The sequence below is a fragment of the Ruegeria sp. CL3 genome, from assembly GCF_056536505.1.
In genome coordinates, this window is sequence record NZ_JBQFPT010000007.1 from 81,892 (window position 1) to 104,759 (window position 22,868).

Here is a 22,868-nt window from a genome sequence, read left to right on the forward strand (position 1 = left end):
GAGAGGCAGCGTAATTTCGATTTGAGAGGATTTGGTATGCGTGGAAAGACAGCGGGAAAGCTGGTCAAAGCGCTTGCAGTGACTGCGGCCATTGCCCTGAGTACTGTTCCCGGACGGGCCGTCTGGGCTGACAATCTGACAGATGCGTTCATCGGAGCGTATAACACCAGCGGTCTGCTGGAACAGAACCGAGCCCTGTTGCGGGCAGCGGATGAAGACGTGGCAATTGCGCTTTCCGCGCTGCGCCCGATCATCAACTGGACGGTTCAGGTCAGTCAGGATTACACCAGAACAAGAACTGACTCGGTCAGAACAAGCACCGACCCGTCGCGCTTCTTCTCGGGTCTGACACTCAGCCAGCTTCTGTATGATGGCGGGGCATCGGTGCTGGGCAAGCAGTCTGCACAAGAAACGGTTCTGTCTACGCGTCAGTCGCTGATTGATATCGAACAGCAAGTTCTTTTCCGGGCCGCAACCGCGTATCTGAGCGTCCTGCTGCAGGAGGAAACGGTTCAGATTCGGCAAAACAACGTCGATCTGTCGAGCGAGGAACTTCGGGCCTCGAACGACCGCTTCGAAGTGGGCGAAGTCACACGGACTGACGTGGCTCTTTCCGAGGCTCAGCTGGCCAGTTCGCGCGCGGATCTTGCGGATGCCAAAGGGGATCTCAGCACTGCTCAGGCCGAGTATGTTAATGCGGTCGGCAAGTTGCCGGGGCGTACGGCTGGGCAGCCGGGGCTTCCGAATCTCCCACGCTCGCAATCCGAGGCAATCAGCCTCGCACAGCGCAATCACCCGGCGATTCTATCGGCCCAGCACCAGGTGCGGGCGCTGGATTTGATCGTGCAGCAGCAACGTGCCAACCTTGGGCCCAATGTCAGCCTGAACGCGGATGCGGGTGTGACGCAGCGATATGACAATGATGATTACATCAACGACGCCACGGTTTCGCTGAACTTCAACCAGCCGATCTATGCGGGCGGTCGTCTTGCGGCCAACGTGCGCCGGGCGATGGCGACCCGGGATTCGTCGCGGGCCAATCTGCTGAACGTGCAGAAGAACATCACTCAGGGCGTGACAGACGCCTTTGTGCGGTTCCAAACGGCAACGGCTAGCCTGACGGCCTCGACCGAGCGGGTTCGCGCCTCGCAAGTGGCCTTTGACGGGATTCGCGAAGAGGCAACGCTAGGCGCGCGAACCACGCTGGACGTGCTGACCGCTCAACAGGATCTTCTGGACGCGCAATTGGCCGAGGTCGCCTCGCGCACCGAACGGTCCTTGGCGGCATACCAGCTGCTGCAGGCGCAAGGTCTTCTGACGGCTGAACGTCTGGGGCTTGCGGTGCAGATCTATGACCCGACGCTGTACTACAATCTGGTCAAAAAGGCTCCGGCGCAGGTCAGCAAGCAAAGCAAGGATCTGGATCGCGTTCTCAAAGCGTTGCGGCGGGACTGATCTATACTACTGGTTGTGACGCCCGACGTGTTTGGCTACACTTAGTCTCAAGAATAGAGCGGTAGAGAACAATGTCGGATAGCGTCACGACCTCAGGTATCGAGGATGTACTGTCGTCGGTAAAACGTCTGGTGAGCGAAGACGGTCGCAAAGTGTCGGATGCCGATACTGCGACCGCTCCACGCAAGCCGGGCAGATTGGTCTTGACGGACGCGCTGCGCGTTGGAGACGCGCCAAAATCCGAACCCCTGAAACTGGAACCCAAATACAGTCCCGAGGATTCGGCCAAGCCGATGCTCCTGCGGGCCTGTGATATTGTTCAGCCGGGCGAAGCAGCCAATCACGATGGTGCTGAGGAGGTCGGCGACGAGACCACGTCGGAAAACCTATCTGGCAGCCTTAGTGCCAAGATTGAAGCCCTTGAGGCCGCCATCGCGCGAACCGAGGACCAATGGGAGCCGGACGGAGACAGCGACGACGCGTATTCCGGCACGCCCTCGAAGGCGCTGCATTGGATACCTGCGCCCACCTTTGAAAAAGAGGATGCCGAGGGTGTGGATGCGCCCTCAGGCGAGACGGATGCCGCGACAGAAGAACCGGCCACATTCGTTCGGCATGGGGACACTTCTAAAGCAGACCCAGTGGAAGACGACGCGTCTGAGGAAGTGATCGAGGACGAGATCGGTTTGTCTGCGTCCGAGGAAGAAGCTCTGCGTGAGATGATCGCCGAAGTTGTTCGGTCCGAGCTTCAGGGCGCATTGGGGGAACGCATCACCCGCAATGTCCGCAAGATGGTCCGGCGTGAGATTCACCGCGCGCTGACTGCCAAAGAGCTGGAATAGAAGCTCAGCCCCGTTGCGGCGTCTGAGCAAGCTCCAGCAGCAGATCCAGATCCATATGCTGTTCAAGATGGTCTGCCAGATCATCCAGCGCCTGTTCGACTCCGTCTTCGTATGCGGTCTCGGAGGTGACATCCAAACCCGACAGGTACTGCGCACGGAAGGCATCGGATGAGAAAATCCCATGCAGATAGCTGCCCAGAATGCGCCCATTGGCACTGGCTGCTCCTTCAGGGCGTCCTTGCACCTCAAGCCAGGCACGTGCGCAATCGGGCCCTTCGGTGCGGCCCATGTGAATCTCGTAGCCGCTGACGGGTTCGCGATTTGGCAGGGCGCAAGCCTCGGTCAGGGTCACGTGTTTCTTGCCCGCCATGACCGTGTCAACGTCCAGCAGCCCGAGCCCCTCAACCGTGCCGGGGCGGCCATCAACGCCTTCGGGGTCTGATATCGTTTTCCCCAGCATCTGATATCCGCCACAAAGACCCAGCACATGACCACCACGGCGCACATGTGCGTAGAGGTCGATATCCCAGCCCTGCTTCCGGAAATAGGTCAGATCACCGATGGTCGATTTGCTGCCGGGTAACAGCACAAGATCGGCATCACCGGGCAGGGGGCGGCCTGCAGGAATGATCTCGACACTGACGCCGGGCTCAGCCGAAAGCGGGTCCAGATCGTCGAAATTGGCCATACGCTCCAGCTGAGGCACCACAACCTTGCAGGCCCCACCGGTATGAGAGCGGATGTCCATCATATCCTCGGCGGGTAGTTTCCAGGCGTCGTGGAACCACGGCACAACGCCCAGGCACGGCCAGCCGGTCCGCGCGGCGATATCATCGCGCCCTTCATCAAACAGAGATACATCGCCTTTGAAGCGGTTGACGGCAAAGCCACGGATCATCGCCAGATCGCCCTCGTCCAGCACGGCCTGAGTGCCCACGATCTGCGCAATCACGCCGCCCCGATGGATGTCGCCCACCAGCACCACTGGAACCCCGGCAGCGCAAGCAAAGCCCATATTGGCGATGTCACCTTTGCGCAGGTTGGTCTCAGCCGGGCTGCCCGCGCCCTCGATCAGGACCAGATCAGCGTCGCCGCAAAGCCGGTCAAAGCTTTCCAGCGCGGCCCCCAGCAGTTTGGATTTGTCCTTGCGATAGTCGCCCGCTTTCATGGTTCCGGCACGCTGCCCCTGAACGATTATCTGCGCGCCGGTGTCCGTTTCGGGCTTGAGCAGGATCGGGTTCATATCCGTATGCGTCGGGCGTTTGGCCGCACGCGCCTGCAGGGCCTGTGCGCGCCCGATCTCGCCTCCGTTTTCTGTCACAGCCGCGTTGTTCGACATGTTCTGCGGCTTGAACGGAGCGACCTTCAGGCCGCGCCGCGTGAACGCCCGCGCCAGTCCCGCAACCAGAACCGATTTGCCGACATTGCTGCCGGTGCCTTGAATCATGATGGCGCGAACCATGGGCGTCTCCTATACGTTGGGGGCAAATGACCTGATTTGACGCCAAAGGGAAAGCCCCAGATGAACACACCCGCGCATCTTTTGATCGGTGCAGCCGCCTTTGCGCGGCCTGCACGCGGGCGCATACTTTGGGCAGCTGTGCTGGGCTCGCTGTTGCCGGACCTGTCGCTCTACCTGATGGCGGGGGCGTCGCTGCATGTTCTGAACATTCCACCCCATGTGGTGTTCGATGAACTCTATTTTTCACCGCAATGGCAGACGGTTTTCGCAATCGACAACTCGTTCATCCTGTGGGGGCTGGCACTGGCGCTGGGGCACTGGCGGGGATGGCGAGTCCTGACGGTCGCGGCATCGGCAGGGCTATTGCATATAATGATGGATTTCGGGCTGCATGCGGGGGACGGGCGCCCCCACTTCTGGCCACTGAGCGATTGGGTCTTTCACAGCCCGGTCAGCTATTGGGACACGTCGCATCACTCGATTTGGGTTATGCCGGTGTCAATCGCGCTATGCGTCGGCTCTTATGTCGTGCTTTGGAGCAGGGGGCTTTCGTTGTCCGCAAAGCTCTTCTTCGCGCTGCTGCTGGCGGCCGAGATCTGGGTCGCACGGCAATGGGTTCTGTTCTTCTAGGCAGAGCCAAAGAAAAACGCGCCCCAAAGTCTGGAGGCGCGTTTTTTCGTAGTGAAATCGCCTTGGGTCAGGCGGCTTCGGCTTGTTGAGCGGCGTTGCGACGCTCGCTTTCTTCGCGTGACAGGGCGACGGAAGTCCGCACACCACGGCCAACGAAGTCCATCAGTCCGCTAACAACCCGCTCGTTCGGGTCAATACCCGCGCAGGACAGCACCTCGCGACCATCGCGCGAGCGGGCCCAGCGGGCGATTTGTTCGGGGCCATTGCCGTATTTCTTGTCATCGGCGATGGCATCATCCAGTGCGGCCAGCACAACAGCCGCGAAAAGTTTACGCGCACGATTGCCTTGCTCATTGTTAAAGGCAGTGCCGTCAACGAAATCTCTCATCTCGTCTTCCTTGTTGTTCTTGCTCTTGCATTTTCGGCGTGACGGTCCTTATGACCTATTAGCTCCGATTCGGATACAGCTAAAATGCATAGTTGCGTTGCGTCATTTGCATGGCTTGCTGCATGTGCAGCACTAGGTGTCGTTGTCTTGTCAGGGATGGTCCTGCCAGATATAGGGACGACAACTGACGCATCAACCGTTTGTGAAGGAATTATGTCATGCCCAAGATCAATGGGAACGAAATTCGCCCCGGCAACGTGCTTGAGCATAATGACGGGCTGTGGGCGGCTGTAAAAGTAGACCACGTAAAGCCCGGTAAAGGCGGTGCTTTTGCACAGGTCGAATTGCGCAACCTGCGCAACGGGTCTAAATTGAACGAGCGGTTCCGGTCGGCGGATAAGGTCGAGCGTGTGCGGCTGGAACAGAAGGATCAGCAGTTCCTGTACGAATCCGACGGCATGCTGGTGTTCATGGATGCAGAGACCTATGAGCAGATCGAACTGCCTGCCGACCTACTGGGTGAGCGTCGCCCGTTTCTGCAGGACGGCATGACCATCGTGGTCGAGTTCTACGAATCCGAGGCGCTGAACGCCACGCTGCCCCAAAAGGTCACCTGCCAGATCGTTGAGACCGAACCGGTGGTCAAAGGTCAGACTGCTGCGAACTCGTTCAAACCGGCGGTTCTGGACAATGGCGTCAAGGTCATGGTGCCTCCTTTCGTGGGGCAGGACGAGATGATCGTGGTGAACACCGAAACCATGGAATATTCCGAGCGCGCCTGATCGCCGCCCATATGTACTCGCAAAAGACCGCGACGGCCTGCCGCTGCGCGGTCTTTTTATGTGCGGTGGCGATAGCGTGTCGGGTCGGGGCCAAACAGCTCTAGCATCAGCTCATATTTGATCCGGTTGGCGCTGACTTGCCGGTAGAAGGCGATCAGGAAGGCCGTCGGCCCCTGAATGCGGCCGAGGCCACTGGTGGCGGCCACAACGGTCCCCACATCGGTTTTGCCTTCAAGCACCAGCCAGCCGCCCAGCATCAATATGCCGACCGTTCCCGCGCCGTTGATCACGCTCAGCAAGAACTTGGCTGAGAGCTTCCACAGGAACATTCGTTTGCGGGTTTCATAGATGTCGTCGAACAGGGCATTGATATCCTGCTCGACCGCGTCAAGATCCTCGTTTGTCAGCTGATCGGTCGCACTGCGCAGGATGCGGACGCGTTCGGCCACGAAGACATTCACTTTGCGCTGCGAGACCAGAACGATGATGATCTGCGGCACGATCATCGAAAAGGCGATCAGGCCCAGCCCCGGCTGCGTGGATGAGATATAGCCGATGACACTGATCAACGTGCCGATCTGGACCACCGGGTCCGAGAATGCGCCGCCTGCGAATTTGCCCAGCTCCTCCGCCTCGGCCGAGATTGCCGTGGTCATGGTGCCCTTGCGCACGCTCTCGCCGGTTTCGTTGATGTCTGAGGACCGCCACAGCAGGCGTTGGCGGATCAAGCGGATCATGTCCTCGCCCAAAGTACCCGCGCGGTAGCCCAGAACCCATTTCAACGCGAGGCTCAGCAAGATCACACCCATCATGCCAAGACCCAGATAGACCAGGCGTTCTGACCCGACATCGAGCGAGGTCAGATGGTTGACGATTGCGCGTTGAAACTCTAGCGGAACAGCGGCCAGAGCGGCAACGGCCACCGAGAGCAGAATAAGTAGAATCTGACGCCCGGCGCTTGCGCGCCAAATTGCGGAATAAAGTCTGAGCATGCGGGTATCCGGTTCATTCGAATAACCGCACTGTGGCAGGGCAGGGACCGGGGTTCAAAGGGTCAGCGTTGAGACCGCTTTGGCCACGTGCCGATTGGGCAACAAGTATCAGTCGATCAGACGGATAGTGGCCGCGTCGGCCTGCATGTCACCGGTTGCCCGATCAAAGCGCAGATAGGCAATGGCGTGGCCGCCCGATTGCGTGAACAGGGTGCCCACCGGCTTGCCATTGGCGTCAATCGCGCTGCCCACAGGGGCGGCCCCGTCGATGGCGACGCGACACAGACCTTTGCGCAGCTCGGTCTTGTGTTTCATGCGCGCAGTCACTTCCTGACCAACATAGCAGCCCTTTTTGAAGTCGACGCCTTGCAGCGGTTCGAACCGGGATTCGAGGATATAGCTGTCGGGGTGCAATTCGATGCCGGTTTCAGGGATGCAATGGCGCACGCGGATTGCGTCCCAATCGGTACCATCATCGCTTTCGATCGACGCGACATAGGCCCGCCAGCCCAAGTCAGGATGACGCGGGTCCGGTAATGCGCCTTCTGGCGCGGGCCCGGTGCCACGATGCAGGTTCAGGTGAGAGACCTCGATCGCCACATCCGCCCGCAGCTTGTACATGTTCAGCCGTTTGATCAGGCTATCCGCCAACGACTCTGCTACGTCCAGCAACACAGCGTCGCCGTCGCGTTTTAGGAAGAAATCGGCCAGATATTTGCCCTGCGGCGTCAATAGGGCGGAATAGACCAGCCCTGCATCCAGCCCGCTGATGTCATTGGTGATCAGGTCCTGCAAAAAACTCTCGGTATCCGAGCCGGTCAGGCGCAATATACGACGGGTTGGCATGGCGTGGTCCTTATCATCTGCCTCGGCCCCGAGATATAGGGAGTTTTGTGGCTGAGACCAGTGGGTTTCGGCGCTTTGCAACGCCTGAGCTAGCTGTCAGTCTGCGCCTTGCTTGGGCTGTCAGGCGCTGTTTCGGTCACCTCCTGCGGCGCGCCGGGACTTAGCGTTGTGCGTAGCTCGACAATGGATTTCCCCAATCGGAAGGGCGCGGCAAAGCTGACAAGACACAGCGCCACGATCTGCAGAACAAGAATGTGGGCGTTGGCCTGCAGATACTCCCATTCATCTTTCAGCTTGCTGACCTGCTCGATCAGTTCATCGTAGCTTTGGGCAAGGATCAGATAGTCCCCAGCAATTGCGGGGACCTTGCGGCGCATATTGTCGATGGCGGTTTGGGTTTCTTCATCCAGCGAGGTGAAGACCAGAAACTGTTCAATATCGAAGGCGTTGGCCTTGGCGGCCATCTCCTCCATCTCGTCCTTGTCTTGTCGTCCGAACAGGAAGTGCAAACCCTGCAGGGGGGCGACCTCATTCGTGACGGCGATGAATAGGGGCAGGTCGGTATTGCTGGCGGTTGAGGCCGACAGAAACTCGACCTTTTCGCACAAGACACCTGTGTCGGGATCATAGGCCGGGTCGCAAAACCGCAACCGGAACCGCGCGGCGTCACGGTCAAAAGCCGAGGACGCCGCGTATGCTACATCAATCTGCCGATCCAGCCGCGAGCTGTCGGATGTATAGAGCCCTGCCAGAACGGCCACCAGCGCACCGATCCCGCCGAGGACGACCCAAACCAGATCGGCCAGCTTCCACGCCCTGTGCCCAGCCGGTTTGCGAAACAGAAAGCCCGTTCCGACCGATCCGATCAGGAAGAACAGGATCAGCAAAGGCAATTGGTTTTCGGTCACAAATGTCATGAAACAAGTTTAAGTGGTCCGCCCCCTCACGCAACAGCGATCACGCGCTGTTGTTTCGTCTTTCAGCATGATCATACTGGGCAGAATTAAGCTGGGAGGTTTTGATGACGAAGCATATTGTCTTGATCCACGGCGCGTTCGCCGGCCCTTGGTGTATGGAAGGTTACGCCGGTTTCTTCCGTGACCGCGGTTGGACGGTCCACACCCCGGCGTTGCGGTATCATGATGCGGACCCCAATGCCGAGCCTGATCCGGGCCTGACCGACACCAGCATCATGGACTATGCGGATGATATCGCTGCGTTAGTTGAAGGGCTCGACAGCAAACCCGTGCTGCTGGGCCACGCCATTGCCGGGGTCGTGGCGCAACAGGTCGCCGCGCGCGGCCTGGCCAGTGCAATCGTGCTGATCAACCCAAACGCCGCCTGGGGCACTCTGCCCGAGACCGACGATGAACGCGCCGTGCCGCGTGCGTTGATGGAGGGTGGGGCCTTCTGGAAGCAGCCCATGCGGGTCGATTTCGATCTCATGGCCCCGTTCGCGCTGAACAAGCTGCCCGAGGTGCAACAACACGCGGTCTTCGATCGGCTTGGTCCGGAAAGCGGGCGGGTGATGTTCGAGATGTTCTTCTGGATGTTCGACGACCACCACGCGATGAAAGTGGATATCGACAAGGTCGAATGCCCCGTGCTGATCGTGTCCGGCACCGAGGACCGGGCCGTGAACCCCAACACCTGCCGCGCCTTAGCGGATCTCTACGGAGACCGTGCGACCTTTTTGCCTGCCGAAAACCACGCACATTTCTTGTTCATGGAACCGGGATGGGAGGGACCAGTCGCGCAGATCGCGGACTGGCTGGATCAAAAGGTGGGGTAGGGCGGCAGGCTCGTTAGTTATTGGTAGAGAATGTACTCTGTGGTCGCCATTTCAGGGTACCGTCGCTGTCGCGGTGGCATCGTAACAGGCGTTCCTGCACGGTGGAAATTGTGTCGGTGACGGTGTTGTCGCCGACCAGCAGGACAAAGGCGTCTTCGGAATAGGCCAAGCCTTCGTAGTAGCAGAACCGGCTCTCGGCCCCATCCGGTATGGGCGATGCAAGGCTAAGCGTTTGCTGCGCGGCGGCGGTCGAGGCCAGTACGGCCAGCGCCAGACCTAGGGTAAGTGTTTTCATGTCGTCCTCCCGTTCGAAACTCTGTTCGTGGTTAGATTGGGTCTTGGACGCTCGGAACCTCAAATGTCGTTCTTGGATGACGGTTTGAGGGTAAGTGTGAACGGGATCAACGGGTTAGGCAAGGGGGTTGCGGTGTGCCGGGCTGAAGCCCGGCCTACGGGGATATCGCTGAGATCGGACGCCGGGATTGTGGTGGTGTAGGATGGGTGTTTACACCCATCTGGAGGCGGGAAATTTGATGGGTTGGAAACCCATCCTACGCTTGCTTCGGGGGGCGAAGATGCCGCGCGTTATCGACTTACATGGGCGAGAAGGATTGCTTGGGAATAGTTAGGCAGACTCACTAAGAGGGCCAAAATAGCTTTCGTAAGCTATGTTCAGCATATTCTGATAGTGAAATGAGGCTTCGTATGAAATCGTGCTGACAGCAATGTTAGGTCGATCGCCAAGCCAGATTGAGAGATCCCCGTCGTGTGTTTTGGATATTGGCGAGAACTCAAGGTGCGCGACTAACCCATCTACGTAAACTCTAGCGAAAGGTACCTGCTTCTCGTTTTTGCCATCTGAACTTGGTTGTAATTTCGTATCAATGATGGGGGAATGATTGTGTGCTTCTCCCTTGGTAGACAACTGGATAAGTGACACTGGAAGTTCCAAGCATGAGGTTCTCTGCTTCAAGATGGCATCTCGCGCCATTACCTCAACTTCCTCGGGAAGCTGAAAGTACTTCATATCAGCTATTTGGGAAACACTAGCTCGCCATGCGATACTCCAAAAAAACCTCCAGATGGCTTCCTGATTGATTTTTTTGACGGTACGTAGGCCATGGTCTGGCAGGTACGGGCCAATCGGCTCGAAAACCGGTGGCACGATTCCCCAACCTGACCACACCAATTTCGCTCGTCTCAGTTCCTTTATAACTACGTCATCGATCGCGCTTAGAATGTCTTCGCCGGCACGTGTCACTAGTGAAGCGTCATACCAACTCGTCCAACGCCTTCTATGGCCTTCACCTTTTGTCGACTGAAGAAGCGGCTCACCGTTTATTGCAGGACGAGTGAAGGCTTGCGGTAAAATATGGCATTTGACGAGCTTGTCGGTCTTCCCAGTGAGGAGGCAGGTGCCGACTTTCTTGTTAGCCACTAAACATCCAACTCTTCCACAAACCGCGCGTTCTCTTGAATATATTGGAACCGCAGTTCGGGCTTCTTACCCATCAGGCGCTCGACCAGGTCGCCGGTATCGCCGGGTTCGTCCTCATCAATCGTGACGCGGATCAGTTTGCGGGATGCCGGGTCCATCGTGGTCTCTTTCAGGTCCTTGGCGTCCATTTCGCCCAGACCTTTGAAGCGTGAGACGTCGATCTTGCCCTTGCCGCCCAGACCTTTCTCCAGCCATTCGTCGCGTTCGGCCTCGTCCAGACAGTAGACGCGTTTTGCGCCTTGGGTCAGGCGGTACAAAGGCGGGCAGGCCAGATACAGGTGGCCCGCGTCGATCATCGGGCGCATCTGGGTGAAGAAGAACGTCATCAGCAGCGAGGCGATATGCGCCCCGTCCACATCCGCGTCGGTCATGATGATAATCTTGTCATAGCGCAGGTCATCGACGTTGAACTTTGTGCCAAGCCCCACACCCAGCGCCTGCGTCAGATCGTTGATCTCGGCATTGGTGCCCAGTTTCGAACTGGCCGCACCCAGCACGTTCAGGATTTTACCGCGCAGGGGCAGCAGGGCCTGTGTTTTGCGGTCGCGCCCCATTTTGGCAGACCCACCCGCAGAATCGCCCTCGACGATGAATAATTCCGTGCCGTCGCGTGTTGAACTAGAACAGTCCACCAGCTTGCCGGGAAGACGAAGTTTCTTAGTGGCGGACTTGCGTTGTGTTTCCTTCTCGGCCCGTCGGCGTAGACGTTCTTCGGCTCTGAGTATCAGGAAGTCGAGAATGGCGCCGGCGGATTTCGTGTCAGCCGCCAGCCAGTTGTCGAAATGGTCGCGGACCGAGTTTTCGACCAGCCGTTGCGCCTCGACCGTGGCCAGACGGTCTTTGGTCTGGCCGACGAACTCGGGCTCGCGGATGAAGCACGACACCAGCGCGCAGCCGCCGGTGATCAGGTCATCGCGGGTGATCTGACCGGCCTTCTTGTTGTTGATCAGCTCTCCATACGCCTTGATCCCCTTGAGGATCGCAGCCCAGAAGCCGGCTACATGGGTGCCGCCTTCGGGCGTGGGGACGGTGTTACAGTAGGACTGGATGAACCCGTCGCGTGAGGGGGTCCAGTTGATCGCCCATTCGACCTTGCCCGGCGTTCCGAATTTTTCGTTGAAGTCCACGGTTCCGGCAAAAGGCTGTTCGGCATAGGTCGAGGAGCCGTTCATCGTCTCCTTCAGGTAGTCCGATAGGCCGCCGGGGAAGTGGAAGGTGGCCTCGGTCGGGGTTTCGCCGTCGTCGATATGGGACTTCCAGCGAATCTCGACGCCCGAGAACAGGTAGGCCTTGGAGCGGATGGATTTGAACAGCCGCGCCGGTTTGAACTTATGGTGACCGAAGATCTCGGCATCCGCGTGGAAGGTTACGGTCGTACCGCGCCGGTTCGGGGCGGCGCCTACCTTTTCGACCGGGCCTAGAGGGATCCCGCGCGAGAAACGCTGCTCGAACAGCGTTTTGTCTCGCGCCACCTGCACGACCATCGAATCCGACAAGGCGTTAACAACCGATGCACCCACGCCGTGCAGACCGCCCGAGGTCTGGTATGCCTTGCCCGAGAATTTACCACCCGCGTGCAGGGTGCACAGGATGACCTCAAGCGCGGATTTGTCGGGGAATTTGGGGTGCGGGTCGATCGGAATGCCGCGCCCGTTGTCGCGCACCGTCAAGGCGTAGTCTGCGTGTAGCTCGACCTCGATCCGGTTGGCGTGGCCAGCGACCGCCTCGTCCATCGAGTTGTCGAGGATTTCTGCGACCATATGGTGCAAAGCGCGCTCATCCGTGCCGCCGATATACATACCGGGGCGTTTTCGAACCGGCTCCAACCCTTCAAGCACCTCGATCGAGGAGGCGTCATAAGTGGCGGTCGCGCTGGGCGTCAACAGATCGTCGGGCATCGGTGCTGCTCTTGTTTTTGAGTTTCCCCTATTATGGCAGGTGATGTGGGTCGGGGGAAGAGGGACCCGAGGTCTTGTGGATGGATTGCCTAAATGTCGGCGATTGACATCCTACAAAGACAGCCAAGGCGCCCCATCCCTGTATCCGCCACGCACGGAGTATTCCGGTTGCAAAACCGCGCCAAACTCCTCGGCCCAGTCGCGGAAGCGGTCGTTTGATACGACGATTGCCCCATAATCTTTAGCAACTTGCAGCACCAGGGGGTCGGCGGGCGTGCCGCTGGGGGCCACCATGACGCGATCCTCGGGCAGGTTTAGCAGATCGGCAAGGGCGTTGTGGTGCAAGTAGCGGCCCTTGATCTTGTAGCCCACGTTAGCGTCGAAGACTACGCCGGGCGTTAGACCGGCGCCGGTCAGTTTCTCGACTACTTCTCGCACCGTTTCTATGCGAGGCTCGCCATCCTTCCAATGCATGACATTCGATCCATCGACAACAGCCCAGCTGCGTGGCTTGCGTTTAAGCCATCTTGCCAGAATCAAAAGCGCACTGGCCATAGCGCAAGGGGCAGTTAGCAAAAGCCACTCGATAGAAATCAGAGAGAGCGCGGCAAAGGCGGTTGCGGCGGAGGATAGAAGAAAAGCAATAATGAGAATACGCACGGTGGCCTCTGGCAAGGAATCGCGTCTGGGGTGAAGAATCTGGAGGGAGTTCAACCCTTTTGGCATCTGTTTTCAATAGCGGTTGATTGTTTGCCTCAAATGTAGCCAAGCTGTGTGTGACCTAAAATGTTCAAGGAAAAAGGGACCTCGTTTCAATGAGCTGGATCAAAACCGTGCCATTTCAGGAAGCGACCGGTAAGCTAAAAAAGTTGTATGACCGGGTGACTGGGCCCGACAATAATGTGGACAACATCATGATGGCGCATTCCCTGCGACCGCATTCGATGGAAGGCCACATGACGCTGTACAAGAATGTGCTGCACCATTCGGCCAACACGATCCCCAAATGGTTTTTGGAGACACTGGGCGTTTGGGTCAGTGCGTTGAACAAATGTTCCTATTGTGTCGAGCACCACTTCAACGGTCTGCAACGGCTACTGGCCGATCCGCCAAGGGGTGATGCGATCCGCGCGGCGATTGAGGCGGGCGATCCAGAGGCCGCGCCTTTGAACGCGGCGCAGATCGCAGCGATGCACTATGCGCGCAAGTTGACCGAAGCACCCGGCGACATGGTCGAGGCCGATGTCACAGCCCTGCGCGACGCCGGGTGGGACGACGGAGAAATCCTCGAGATCAATCAGGTCTGCGCCTATTTCAACTATGCCAACCGGACCGTCTTGGGGCTTGGCTGTTCGACCAAGGGGGACGTTCTGGGGCTGTCGCCTAGCAACTCGGACAATCCCGATGATTGGGGGCATCGCTAGGCTGCTCGTCTCGGAACCCCAGGTTTTTTCGTCGAAATTCGTTCCAATTTGATCCCAATCAACGCAGGATCTTGCGCTTTCTGCTAGCTCGTTCTCAAGACAAGAACAACAAGAGGACAGCTGAATGGAAACGACCGCCCAGAAGAAACCCGAAGCCGTTAGCATCAAGGTAGTGCCCTCACCTGCACCCGAACCGGCCGTGCCCAGCGCCGAGAAGATTCGGCACGCGTTCGAAAGCGGGAAGTACCCCTATGGTCGCAAGATGGCACGCAAGGATTACGAGACGCAGAAAGCCAAGTTGCAGGCCGAATTGCTCAAGGTTCAGCATTGGGCTCAGGATACGGGTCAGCGGTTCGTGTTGTTGTTCGAGGGTCGCGACGCTGCGGGCAAGGGCGGTACGATCAAGCGCTTCATGGAACATCTCAACCCGCGTCAGGCGCGTGTCGTCGCGCTCAACAAGCCCACGTGGGAGGAGAAAGGCCAGTGGTATTACCAGCGCTACATTCAGGAGCTGCCCACCGTTGGCGAAATGGTGTTCTACGATCGCTCCTGGTACAACCGTGCCGGCGTTGAGCGGGTGATGGGCTTTTGCGATCCCAACGAGTATCTGGAATTCATGCGTCAAACCCCGGATTTGGAACGGATGCTGGTGCGCTCGGGCATCAATCTCTACAAATACTGGTTCTCGGTCACGCAGGAAGAGCAACAGCGCCGCTTCAAGAGCCGTGAAACCGATCCGTTGAAACAGTGGAAGCTGTCGCCCATCGACAAAGCGAGCCTGGACAAGTGGGACGATTATACCGAGGCGAAAGAGGCGATGTTCTTCTACACCGACACCGCTGACGCGCCATGGACCGTCGTCAAATCCAACGACAAGAAACGCGCGCGCCTGAACTGCATGCGCCATTTCCTGTCGACGCTGGATTATCCGGACAAAGATATGTCAGTAGTTGAGCAGCCTGATCCGCTGATCGTCGGTCAGGCGCATCATGTGATTCACCGCTCGGATCATATTCTGGGAACAGCGCTGCACCCGGACGCCAAATCCAACTAAAACGCAAAGTGGAAAGAAGCCGTTGAGTGCCAATTTTCAACGGCTTCTTTCTTTCGGCGGGCTTCCATCTAAAGTCTCTCAATGAGTTTTTCTTTTCTGCCTTGATTTTGGGCAGGGCGCGGGCCTATGGCTGGCGAGATGACGAAAGTGATGACATATCCCGCCCATTTCCGGGCGATCGCTGTACTTGGCCTGCCGCTGGTTGGCGGGCATTTGGCGCAGTTCGCAATCGGCCTGACCGATACGGTGATGCTCGGCTGGTACGGGGTTGAGGCCCTGGCCGCAGTGACACTGGCAAGCAGCTACTACTTTGTGTTGTTCCTGTTTGGGGCCGGATTTGGCTGGGCCGTTATGCCCATGGTGGCGACGGCCGCGGCGGAAGAGGATGAGACCAGCATCCGCCGCTCGACCCGCATGGGCTTGTGGCTGTCACTGCTCTATGCCGCGCTGATGATGCCGCTGCTATGGTGGTCCTATCCCATACTGATTGCCCTGAAACAGGAGCCGCAGGTGGCGCAGACCGCCTCGGAATATCTTCGCGTTGCAGGATGGGGGCTGTTTCCTGCGCTGCTGGTGATGGTGCTGAAGTCCTATCTGGCCGCGTTGGAGCGTACTCAAATCGTGCTTTGGATCACCGTTATCGCCGCGGTCGTGAATGGCGTCACCAATTATGCCCTGATCTTCGGCAATTGGGGCGCGCCCGAGCTTGGGGTCATGGGGGCAGCAATTGCGTCCGTGGTGACACAGATCGTGTCGCTGGTTGCGGTTATCATCTATGCGGTTCGGGTTCTGCCGGAGCACAGTCTGTTCCAACGCTTCTGGCGCCCGGATTGGGATATGTTTGGCCGGGTTCTGCGGCTGGGCGTTCCGATTGGCCTGACCACACTGGCCGAAGTCACTCTGTTTGCGACTTCGGCGATCATGATGGGGTGGCTGGGGCAGGTGCCGCTGGCGGCGCATGGGATTGCGCTCAACCTCGCTTCGGCGACCTTCATGGTGCATCTGGGTCTGTCCAACGCGGCGACCATTCGCGCGGGCAATGCGTTGGGCCGCCGCGACCGTGCCCATTTGGAGCGTGGCGCGATTGCGGTTACCGGCATGTCTCTGGTCGTGTCCGTGCTGACGATCATACTGTTCCTGACCTGTGCCGAGCCTCTGATCTCATTGTTCATGGAGGCCGACAACGCGCAGCGCGGCGAGATTTTGGCGATTGGCACCGGCCTTCTTGCCATGGCGGCCCTGTTTCAGCTGGTCGATGGCGCGCAGGTGATCGCGCTGGGCCTGCTGCGCGGTTTGCAGGATGCACAAGTGCCGATGATCATGGCAGCCCTCAGCTATTGGGTTATCGGAATCCCGGCCTCTTACTATTTCGGCTTTGTGCAGGGCATGGAAGGAATCGGCGTCTGGATGGGTCTCGTGCTTGGGCTGGCCTTTGCGGCGGTCTTGCTGATGGCTCGGTTCTGGATGCGATCTGTCCGCGAGGTCGGCGTACCGGCCGAGTAACCCTCAGCCGCCTTTCAGTCGGTCCGCTTTCTTGCGCACCAGAACCGAGCGCAGATCGTGCATCGCCATCAACAGCCGGTCGGTCACTTCTTCAAGCTGTTCTTCCGACGCTTTGGACTGCGCCCATTGCGTGGTCAGGTTTAGGTAGTCGACGGCCCGATGAATATCATCAATATCGCGCTGGGCCAGCAGGGTCTTGCGCGCATCCATCCAACGGGCGATCTCGGCCTTATCAGCCTCGGTCAGGCTGCGTTGGCCATGCGGCTTGACCTCTCCGTTGCGGATGTTGATAACCGCGATCTGATCCATCTCGATCCGCTGCTGCCGGTTCTCGGTGTCGATCCTGAAAACCACGGCCCCGTTTTCTCGGACGCGGAAATAATACTCTGGCAGCTCTGCGGTCATGCGTGGCTCCGGTTTAGGTCAAAGAGGCACAGAAACGCTGGATACGCGTGCAGGCTTCGGTCAAGGCCTCATCCGAGGTCGCGTAGCTGACTCGGAAGTTCGGCGACAGGCCAAAGGCTGCACCGAAGACGACGGCAACGTCATGTTCTTCTAATAGGGCGGTGGCAAAGGCTTCATCCGAGTTGATCACCGTGCCTTGCGGCGTGGTCTTGCCAATCAGCCCCGCGATGGAGGGGTAGACATAAAACGCGCCTTCAGGCGTCGGGCAGGTGATTCCGTCGATGGCGTTCAACATGCTGACGACCAGATCGCGGCGGCGTTTGAATGTCTCATTGTTGGGGGCGAGAAAGTCCTGCGTGCCGTTCAGCGCCTCGACCGCCGCCCATTGACTGATCGAGCAGGGGTTCGAGGTCGATTGCGACTGAATCTTGCGCATCGCGGCGATGATTTCGACCGGACCGGCCGCGTAGCCAATCCGCCAGCCAGTCATCGCATAGGCCTTGGAGACGCCGTTGCAGGTCAGCGTGCGATCATAAAGACCCGGCTCAACCTCGGCTGGGGTGCAGAACTCGAACCCGTCATAGGCGAGATGTTCGTACATGTCGTCCGACATGATCCAGACATGCGGGTGGCGCACCAGAACGTCGGTCAGCGCTTTCAATTCGTCCCGGCTGTAGCCCGCGCCCGTGGGATTCGAGGGCGAGTTGAAGATGAACCATTTGGTCTTGGGCGTGATCGCGGCTTCAAGCTGTTCGGCCGTCAGCTTGAAGCTGTTTTCCAACGTGGTCTCGACCACAACAGGCGTTCCGCCGGCCAGCAGGACCATATCGGGATAGCTCACCCAGTAAGGCGCGGGGATCAGAACCTCATCGCCTTCGTTCATCGTCGCCATCAACGCGTTGTAGAGCGTCTGCTTACCGCCCGTTCCGACCGAGATCTGCGCGGGCGTATAGTCCAGCCCGTGATCGCGCTTCATCTTGGCACAGGCCGCCTGTTTCAGCTCTGCAATGCCATCGGGCGCGGTGTATTTCGTCTTGCCCGCCGCGATGGCCGCGACGGCTGCATCCTTGATGTTCTGCGGCGTATCGAAATCTGGCTCGCCCGCGCTGAGGGCGATGATATCGCGCCCGGCGGCTTTCAACTCGGCCGCTTTTGCGGTCATCGCGACGGTCGGAGAGGGTTTTACGCGTGACAATGTCGCAGACAGGAAACTCATGAGCGGCCTCGGTTTGTATGTTCAACCTGTCTGTCATAGGGTGCGCCCGATTGACGATCAAGCTGTATGACACACGAGAATTGGAGACCCCGATGAACGACGAAACCGACTGGTACGGACCGGATGCTGCAACGTTCGGAGACAGACTGGCCGGGGCGCGCGAAGCGGCGGGGATGACACAAGCACAATTGGCGCGTCGTCTGGGTGTCAAGAAGGCAACGATCGCGGCCTGGGAAAACGACCTGTCCGAACCGCGCGCCAATCGCTTGTCGATGATGGCGGGCATGATCAACGTCTCGATCATGTGGCTGTTGACCGGTGAAGGCGAAGGCATGGAGGCCCCCGTAGAAGAGGGCGAAGCCAGTCTGGAACTGGCAGGCGCGGTTGCCGAATTGCGTGCCATTCGTGGCGAGATGCGGGCCAGCGCCGAGCGGGCCGCCCGTTTGGAAAAGAAACTGCGTTTGATGCTGGAGCAGGACAAGAATGACTGAAACACGCGAGGTCCGGATCAAACGCCTGCAGATGCGCTCCATGCGGCGGGGGATCAAAGAGATGGATCTGATCCTGTCGGCTTATGCAGAACGCAACCTGAACACGATGGATGCGGCCGGGCTGGACTTGTATGACGCGCTTCTGAAGGAAAACGATCAGGACCTGTATCAATGGGTCACTGGGCAGGTGAATACGCCTGATCCTTTTGCTGAACTGATCTCGGATATCGCGCAAACGTTTCAAAAATAAAGAAAATCAGACTTAACCGATTTTTCGGAAATTCAGGTCATCGTGTCTGAAACGACACGGCTGAATCGGAGGGTCGGATGAGTATGGAAATGCAGGTTTCTGCGTCGGGGGCCAAAAGCTTCATGACCAGTTATCTTGAGGCGCTCGCTCTGGTCGAGCGTCTGCATCGTCTGTTGCTGGACGTTATCAAGGATGAGTTCGAACGGGTGGGCGTGCTGGAAATCAATGCGGTTCAGGCGCTTTTGCTGTTCAACATCGGCGATCATGAGGTGACCGCCGGCGAATTGAAAAGCCGCGGCTACTATCAGGGCAGCAATGTGAGCTACAACCTCAAGAAACTGGTCGAGATGGGGTATATGCACCACCAACGCTGCGAGATTGACCGGCGCTCGGTCCGCGTTCGTCTGACGCCACAGGGGCGCGAGATTCGTGATGTCGTGTCTGAGCTGTTCCTGCGCCATGCCGAAGGACTACGGGACCGCGGCGTTCTGGGGTCGGAAGGAATCGAGGATATCACCAGCTCGCTGCGTCGGGTCGAGCGGTATTGGACGGACCAGATCCGCTATATCTACTGATCAGAGGCTTGGGATAGGATGATCCCTTGCAGCTCTCGGATCAGTTTGCGGGTCATGGCGTCCTCATAGGCCTCAAAACCCAGTGCGACCTCGACAAACGCATCAGGGCCAAGGATGACCCAGGCGTTGTAGTAGGCGGACAGCTCTCCAACCTGGACATATCGTTGGTCGCCATAGTTGGAGTCGTCGACACCGATCACCAAACCGTTGATGGTGATGCCGTTGTCCTGCAGCAGCGCCTTGGCTGCGCGTGGGTGGAGACCGAGATTGTGCTTCCCATCTCCCGACAGATCCAAAGTGCGCTTCCAACACTCCGGTTGTTGGTTCAGGAGGTCCGCGCCAAACAGCATCGCATCGCCAACGGCTGTGCCTTGCGGGGCGGCGCTGCGGGTCACGTCGCCCATTCTCGCCGCGATCCTGCCTAGATCAGATTCGGAGCGAATTTCGGTCCAATCCAAAAGCACGCGCTGATGGCCGGGTTCGCTCCATTCGAACACCGCAAGGCGAACGGGAAATGCGAGGTTTGCCAAAATGATCTTGCGGATTTCAGGGCGCCGCAACGCAGCAGCCAAACCATCGATCTGCAACCTGTACTCGTGAACGTCGACAGAGCCGGACACATCCAACCCGAGCGCCAGAGCTTGACGGCATTGCGCCGAAACGGATCCTGCCAGAAGGCAACAAACAAGCGCGAGCAACCGTGTCATCTATGGCCTGTTTCTTGCAGAGATCCCAGTTGCAGGCCGCTCAATTCTCGTTCCAACTTGCGGCGCATAGCGCGTTCAAAGTCTTCAAATCCCTGCGCGATTTCAAGAAAAGCACCCGGTCCATGCAGGACGTTTTCCTGGAAGAACGGAACCAGAAACAACTCGCCCTCGAAATCGGCGGCATTGATCACCAACCCGTTCACTGTAACAGCGTCGAAGGGGAAATGCTTGTAGGCGATTTTGGGGCCATAGCCGTCGTTGTTCGCCCCATCTCCGGACAGATCAATGGTTTGAAACAAACAGTCCGGACCATCCTGCAACATGGTAGCCCCGTAAGCCAGCGCATGCCCCATCGCGGTGGCAGACCCGGAATCCGAACGCTCGGACTGGCTGATCCGGGTTGCCGCGGCCAGCAAGTCGCCTTCGTTTTCAATCATCTTCCACGGCAAGACGACATGCTGGGTGGATCGGCCGCTCCATTCATAAACGGCCAGCGCAACAGGAGCGGGAGACGAGAAAAAAGCGGCCTGAACCTCGGGCGCGAGCATCGCGGCGGCAAGGCCCTGACGTTGCAGTGCATCCTCGGCCTGATCTACGGAGACCGAGATATCCAGCGCCAGCAAAAGGGCCAACCGGCAGCCCTCGGCCTGCGCGGGGCTGGCCAACGCGGCCAACCCCAGTGCTGTCAAAGTGCGGATCACCAGTGCCCGGTACTCTCCATGCTGCTCCATGGCTCGGCGGGCTCGAGTGCGTCACCGTTCTGCAGCAGCTCGACAGAGATGTTGTCGGGCGAGCGAATGAACGCCATCCGACCGTCGCGAGGCGGGCGGTTGATCACGACGCCATTGTCCTGCAGGTGCTGGCAGGTCTCATAGATGTTGTCGACGCCATAGGCGAGATGGCCGAAATGGCGGCTGTCACTCGGCAGCGCATCGTCACCGTCCCAGTTATAGGTCAGCTCAAGCGGGCGATCCTCCTGCCCGGGAGGGGCCATGAAGATCAGCGTGAACCGGCCTTGTTCACTTTCGTGGCGGCGAGTTTCCTTTAGGCCTAGCAGCTCATAGAACGCCATTGATTTCTCAAGATCCTTCACGCGGACCATGGTGTGCAAATATCTCAGCCCCATCTTGGCCTTCCTCCTTTTCTTCGCTTGGTGCGCAGCTTAGCGCGGTTGCGCGAGGTGTCGAGAGGGGCCGGGAACACGATTTCGAACTTCGCTGCGCTTACGGCAGATATCGCGGTTCCAGTGGTGGAGTTGACGATATATAGTGGGTGTCGACTCATTCTTGGAAAGGATAATTTCATGCCTCTGTCTGCCGACCAACTGGCCGAGATCGAAGCGCAGCGCGCGCAATCGCATCCAACTCGCCGCGTTGTTGCACCGGGCATGGAAGATCATCTGTACACGGCTCATCAGGTGTTGGACCACGGTTTTGTCCGGGTCATCGATTATATGGGCGACGATGCAGCCATTTGTCAGGCGGCGCGCGTGTCCTACGGCAAAGGCACCAAATCCGTGCAAAATGATGAGGGCCTGATCCGCTATCTGATGCGTCACTGGCATTCGACGCCGTTTGAGATGTGCGAGATCAAGCTGCATGTAAAGCTGCCTGTTTTCGTCGCGCGCCAGTGGATTCGCCACCGGACCGCCAATGTGAACGAATACTCGGCGCGCTATTCGATTCTCGACCGTGAGTTCTATATTCCCGCCCCCGACCACGTGGCCGCGCAGTCCGAGGTCAACAACCAGGGTCGTGGGTCCGCCTTGGAAGGGGAAGAGGCCGCGCGTGTGCTGGAAATCCTAAAGGCCGACAGCGCCCGGTGCTATGACAATTATGAGGCGATGATCAATCAGGACGGGCAACAGGGTCTGGCGCGCGAACTGGCACGGATGAACCTGCCTGCAAACATCTATACGCAGTGGTATTGGAAGGTGGACCTGCACAATCTGTTCCACTTCCTGCGTCTGCGCGCTGACCCGCATGCCCAATACGAGATCCGGGTTTATGCCGATATGATGTGTAAGATCGTCGCCGATTGGGTGCCGTTCGCCTACAGAGCGTTCGAGGACTACCGATTGGGTGCCGTTAACCTCTCGGCCCAAATGGTCGACAGCCTACGCCGGATGTTGGCAGGTGAGACTGTGACTCAGGAAAACTCGGGCATGACGGCGCGGGAATGGCGTGAGTTCGAGGACGTAATTCGCAAGGATTGAGGCTCAGAAGCATATCTTTTGTATATACGTTTTGTCATGAAGCTGTTACATTGGCTTCATGACTTATCTGTTTCGCCTGATCCCATTGTGTCTTGTGCTGGCGTCACCGACGCAGGCCAAATCGCCCATAGCCGAAATCCTGTGTGAAGCGACCCCTCGGCTGCAAGAGAAACTGAGCGGCCAATTCGGCGCCGAACGTGTGGCAACCGGCATGCGCGGGCCCGAGCAGATCATGGAGGTCTGGAGCAGCGACCGCGGCGACTGGACCATGGTCGTTACCTACGCGACAGGAACGTCCTGCATCGTGGCAATGGGCGAGGACTGGCATGCCCGCACCAACGAAAAATCGACACGTGGGTAACGCCGATTTCTAGGGAATATTTGGCTGACGGCCTGAAATTGGCCGTCAGCCTTGATTGGAAACACCCCACATCTGGCGGGGT

The 22,868-nt window shown here is 58.5% G+C and carries 27 protein-coding genes; 13 read left to right on the forward strand and 14 right to left on the reverse strand.

What is annotated here, in order from left to right:
* The first annotated feature begins 36 nt into the window (after nt 1-36).
* Complete coding sequence (locus ACR0NO_RS11995; RefSeq protein WP_170676596.1) at nt 37-1,455, forward strand: TolC family outer membrane protein; 1,419 nt, start codon at nt 37-39, stop codon at nt 1,453-1,455.
* Between the two features lie 71 nt (nt 1,456-1,526).
* Nucleotides 1,527-2,297: a hypothetical protein gene (locus ACR0NO_RS12000; RefSeq protein WP_480724097.1), complete on the forward strand. Its 771-nt coding sequence runs from the start codon at nt 1,527-1,529 to the stop codon at nt 2,295-2,297.
* Nucleotides 2,298-2,301: 4 nt separating this feature from the next.
* Here the strand turns inward: ACR0NO_RS12000 and ACR0NO_RS12005 are convergent, their stop codons facing one another.
* Complete coding sequence (locus ACR0NO_RS12005; RefSeq protein WP_480724098.1) at nt 2,302-3,759, reverse strand: cobyric acid synthase; 1,458 nt, start codon at nt 3,757-3,759, stop codon at nt 2,302-2,304.
* 60 nt (nt 3,760-3,819) lie between these two features.
* On the opposite strand from ACR0NO_RS12005, the gene ACR0NO_RS12010 reads away from it, so the two are divergent.
* A complete protein-coding gene (locus tag ACR0NO_RS12010; RefSeq protein ID WP_480724099.1) occupies nt 3,820-4,389 on the forward strand; it encodes a cobalamin biosynthesis protein CobQ in 570 nt (189 codons plus the stop codon).
* Between the two features lie 67 nt (nt 4,390-4,456).
* Here ACR0NO_RS12010 and ACR0NO_RS12015 read toward each other — a convergent pair whose 3' ends face one another.
* Nucleotides 4,457-4,777, reverse strand: a complete 321-nt coding sequence (locus ACR0NO_RS12015) for a DUF6280 family protein (protein WP_108785849.1) — start codon at nt 4,775-4,777, stop codon at nt 4,457-4,459.
* Between the two features lie 218 nt (nt 4,778-4,995).
* On the opposite strand from ACR0NO_RS12015, the gene efp reads away from it, so the two are divergent.
* Nucleotides 4,996-5,559, forward strand: coding sequence for an elongation factor P (gene efp / locus ACR0NO_RS12020; protein WP_170700249.1), 564 nt, complete (start codon nt 4,996-4,998; stop codon nt 5,557-5,559).
* A 56-nt stretch (nt 5,560-5,615) separates the two neighbouring features.
* Here efp and ACR0NO_RS12025 read toward each other — a convergent pair whose 3' ends face one another.
* From ACR0NO_RS12025 to ACR0NO_RS12035, 3 genes are all read right to left on the reverse strand, one after another.
* Nucleotides 5,616-6,551: an ABC transporter transmembrane domain-containing protein gene (locus tag ACR0NO_RS12025; RefSeq protein WP_480724100.1), complete on the reverse strand. Its 936-nt coding sequence runs from the start codon at nt 6,549-6,551 to the stop codon at nt 5,616-5,618.
* 108 nt (nt 6,552-6,659) lie between these two features.
* Nucleotides 6,660-7,397 carry a CAF17-like 4Fe-4S cluster assembly/insertion protein YgfZ gene (gene ygfZ / locus ACR0NO_RS12030; protein WP_209256103.1) on the reverse strand — a complete coding sequence of 246 codons (738 nt, stop codon included), beginning with the start codon at nt 7,395-7,397 and terminating at the stop codon, nt 6,660-6,662.
* Nucleotides 7,398-7,486: 89 nt separating this feature from the next.
* Nucleotides 7,487-8,314 carry a hypothetical protein gene (locus ACR0NO_RS12035; protein ID WP_480724101.1) on the reverse strand — a complete coding sequence of 276 codons (828 nt, stop codon included), beginning with the start codon at nt 8,312-8,314 and terminating at the stop codon, nt 7,487-7,489.
* Nucleotides 8,315-8,418: 104 nt separating this feature from the next.
* On the opposite strand from ACR0NO_RS12035, the gene ACR0NO_RS12040 reads away from it, so the two are divergent.
* On the forward strand, nt 8,419-9,189 hold the full coding sequence (locus ACR0NO_RS12040) for an alpha/beta hydrolase (protein ID WP_480724102.1): 771 nt from the start codon (nt 8,419-8,421) through the stop codon (nt 9,187-9,189).
* 13 nt (nt 9,190-9,202) lie between these two features.
* Here ACR0NO_RS12040 and ACR0NO_RS12045 read toward each other — a convergent pair whose 3' ends face one another.
* The 4 genes from ACR0NO_RS12045 to ACR0NO_RS12060 form a co-directional block, all read right to left on the reverse strand.
* Complete coding sequence (locus ACR0NO_RS12045) at nt 9,203-9,484, reverse strand: DUF1496 domain-containing protein (protein ID WP_170676585.1); 282 nt, start codon at nt 9,482-9,484, stop codon at nt 9,203-9,205.
* Between the two features lie 330 nt (nt 9,485-9,814).
* Nucleotides 9,815-10,627, reverse strand: a complete 813-nt coding sequence (locus tag ACR0NO_RS12050) for a hypothetical protein (protein ID WP_480724103.1) — start codon at nt 10,625-10,627, stop codon at nt 9,815-9,817.
* The gene (gene parE / locus ACR0NO_RS12055) at nt 10,627-12,585 is read right to left on the reverse strand and encodes a DNA topoisomerase IV subunit B (protein ID WP_480724104.1); all 1,959 of its coding nucleotides are present in this window, start codon (nt 12,583-12,585) and stop codon (nt 10,627-10,629) included. Before parE ends, ACR0NO_RS12050 begins: the two co-directional genes overlap by 1 nt.
* Before the next feature lie 111 nt (nt 12,586-12,696).
* The gene (locus ACR0NO_RS12060) at nt 12,697-13,245 is read right to left on the reverse strand and encodes an NYN domain-containing protein (RefSeq protein WP_480724105.1); all 549 of its coding nucleotides are present in this window, start codon (nt 13,243-13,245) and stop codon (nt 12,697-12,699) included.
* Nucleotides 13,246-13,400: 155 nt separating this feature from the next.
* Between ACR0NO_RS12060 and ACR0NO_RS12065 the strand changes: the two genes are divergently transcribed.
* The 3 genes from ACR0NO_RS12065 (at nt 13,401) to ACR0NO_RS12075 (ending at nt 16,566) form a co-directional block, all read left to right on the forward strand.
* Entirely contained in the window at nt 13,401-14,009 is a 609-nt protein-coding gene (locus tag ACR0NO_RS12065; RefSeq protein ID WP_480724106.1) for a carboxymuconolactone decarboxylase family protein, read from the forward strand.
* 124 nt (nt 14,010-14,133) lie between these two features.
* Nucleotides 14,134-15,063, forward strand: a complete 930-nt coding sequence (gene ppk2, locus ACR0NO_RS12070; protein WP_480724107.1) for a polyphosphate kinase 2 — start codon at nt 14,134-14,136, stop codon at nt 15,061-15,063.
* Between the two features lie 138 nt (nt 15,064-15,201).
* Nucleotides 15,202-16,566: an MATE family efflux transporter gene (locus ACR0NO_RS12075; protein WP_480724108.1), complete on the forward strand. Its 1,365-nt coding sequence runs from the start codon at nt 15,202-15,204 to the stop codon at nt 16,564-16,566.
* Between the two features lie 3 nt (nt 16,567-16,569).
* On the opposite strand, the gene ACR0NO_RS12080 is transcribed toward ACR0NO_RS12075, so the two are convergent.
* Nucleotides 16,570-16,971: a hypothetical protein gene (locus tag ACR0NO_RS12080; RefSeq protein WP_480724109.1), complete on the reverse strand. Its 402-nt coding sequence runs from the start codon at nt 16,969-16,971 to the stop codon at nt 16,570-16,572.
* Between the two features lie 13 nt (nt 16,972-16,984).
* Complete coding sequence (locus ACR0NO_RS12085) at nt 16,985-18,187, reverse strand: pyridoxal phosphate-dependent aminotransferase (RefSeq protein ID WP_480724110.1); 1,203 nt, start codon at nt 18,185-18,187, stop codon at nt 16,985-16,987.
* Between the two features lie 92 nt (nt 18,188-18,279).
* On the opposite strand from ACR0NO_RS12085, the gene ACR0NO_RS12090 reads away from it, so the two are divergent.
* From ACR0NO_RS12090 to ACR0NO_RS12100, 3 genes are all read left to right on the forward strand, one after another.
* Nucleotides 18,280-18,678 carry a helix-turn-helix transcriptional regulator gene (locus ACR0NO_RS12090; RefSeq protein ID WP_170374367.1) on the forward strand — a complete coding sequence of 133 codons (399 nt, stop codon included), beginning with the start codon at nt 18,280-18,282 and terminating at the stop codon, nt 18,676-18,678.
* Nucleotides 18,671-18,928 carry a succinate dehydrogenase assembly factor 2 gene (locus tag ACR0NO_RS12095; protein ID WP_480724111.1) on the forward strand — a complete coding sequence of 86 codons (258 nt, stop codon included), beginning with the start codon at nt 18,671-18,673 and terminating at the stop codon, nt 18,926-18,928. The genes ACR0NO_RS12090 and ACR0NO_RS12095 overlap by 8 nt, the downstream gene beginning before the upstream one ends.
* A gap of 77 nt (nt 18,929-19,005) precedes the next feature.
* Nucleotides 19,006-19,503, forward strand: a complete 498-nt coding sequence (locus tag ACR0NO_RS12100) for a MarR family winged helix-turn-helix transcriptional regulator (protein WP_480724112.1) — start codon at nt 19,006-19,008, stop codon at nt 19,501-19,503.
* Here the strand turns inward: ACR0NO_RS12100 and ACR0NO_RS12105 are convergent.
* The 3 genes from ACR0NO_RS12105 to ACR0NO_RS12115 are packed head-to-tail and all read right to left on the reverse strand — an operon-like array spanning nt 19,497 to nt 21,336.
* Nucleotides 19,497-20,210, reverse strand: coding sequence for a DUF1194 domain-containing protein (locus tag ACR0NO_RS12105; protein WP_480724113.1), 714 nt, complete (start codon nt 20,208-20,210; stop codon nt 19,497-19,499). The two genes, ACR0NO_RS12100 and ACR0NO_RS12105, sit on opposite strands and share 7 nt — an antisense overlap.
* Nucleotides 20,207-20,941, reverse strand: coding sequence for a DUF1194 domain-containing protein (locus tag ACR0NO_RS12110; protein ID WP_480724114.1), 735 nt, complete (start codon nt 20,939-20,941; stop codon nt 20,207-20,209). The genes ACR0NO_RS12105 and ACR0NO_RS12110 overlap by 4 nt, the downstream gene beginning before the upstream one ends.
* On the reverse strand, nt 20,908-21,336 hold the full coding sequence (locus tag ACR0NO_RS12115; protein WP_170374130.1) for a VOC family protein: 429 nt from the start codon (nt 21,334-21,336) through the stop codon (nt 20,908-20,910). The genes ACR0NO_RS12110 and ACR0NO_RS12115 overlap by 34 nt, the downstream gene beginning before the upstream one ends.
* A gap of 177 nt (nt 21,337-21,513) precedes the next feature.
* Here ACR0NO_RS12115 and thyX point away from each other — a divergent pair, with 177 nt between their 5' ends.
* Nucleotides 21,514-22,425, forward strand: a complete 912-nt coding sequence (gene thyX / locus ACR0NO_RS12120; protein ID WP_170482552.1) for an FAD-dependent thymidylate synthase — start codon at nt 21,514-21,516, stop codon at nt 22,423-22,425.
* Nucleotides 22,426-22,483: 58 nt separating this feature from the next.
* On the forward strand, nt 22,484-22,786 hold the full coding sequence (locus tag ACR0NO_RS12125) for a hypothetical protein (protein ID WP_480724115.1): 303 nt from the start codon (nt 22,484-22,486) through the stop codon (nt 22,784-22,786).
* The last annotated feature ends 82 nt before the right edge of the window (nt 22,787-22,868 follow it).